The 766-nt window shown below is 66.2% G+C and carries 1 protein-coding gene and 1 pseudogene; both read left to right on the top strand.

The annotated features are described in order from the left end of the window. The coding region (locus tag AC1D2L_RS25790; RefSeq protein WP_476848744.1) for an ABC transporter permease at positions 1-630 on the top strand (630 nt) is incomplete at its 5' end. Then, positions 627-766, top strand: a pseudogene (locus AC1D2L_RS25785) (ABC transporter permease); the annotation flags it as partial. The gene AC1D2L_RS25790 and the pseudogene AC1D2L_RS25785, both read left to right, overlap by 4 nt.

Raw genomic sequence — 766 nt, 5'->3', positions numbered from 1 at the left:
GTCGTAATCGGGCTGATCTTCGGCCTGCCGCTGGGTGTCGCCGCGGCGCTCACCCGCAATGGCTGGCTCGACTATGTCTCGCGCGTCGTCTCGCTGGTGGGCCTGTCGTTTCCCGCTTTCGTCTCCGGCATCCTGATGCTGATCGTGTTCTCGATCCAGCTCGGCTGGTTTCCGGTGCTGGGCGGCGCTGCGAGCGGCACCGACTTCGCCGATCGCATGCGCCAGCTCGCGCTGCCCGCGCTGAACCTCGGCATCATCATGATGGCCTATGTGATGCGCGTGACGCGCGCCGCGATGCTCGGCGTGCTGACCGAGGACTATATCCGCACCGCCCGCGCCAAGGGCGTCGGCTCCGGCCAGCTCGTGATGCGCCATGCGCTGCGCAACAGCCTGATCCCGATCATCACGGTCGTCGGCCTGTATTTCGGCACGCTGATCGGCAATTCGGTGCTGACCGAGATCATTTTCAACCGGCCGGGCCTCGGCAAGCTGATCGTCGGGGCGCTCAACGCCCGTGACTATACGCTGCTGCAGGGCCTGATGATCATCTTCGCCGTCTGCGTGATCGCCGTGAATACGCTCACCGATCTCGCCTATGGCCTCGTCGACCCCAGGGTGAAATACGAATGACCGACACCACCGCAACCGAACCGGTGCGGCCGGGCGGCCTCTGGCTCGCCTTTACCCGCAACCGCCTGTCCTGGGTCGGGCTCGTCCTGCTGGCGCTGATCGTGCTCGTCGCGGTCTTCGCGCCCTGGCTGGCGCC

Source organism: Allobosea sp. P1_B10 (assembly GCF_056406735.1).
Note: the sequence above shows the minus strand (reverse complement) of the source record. Positions and strands in the feature narration are given on the sequence as shown.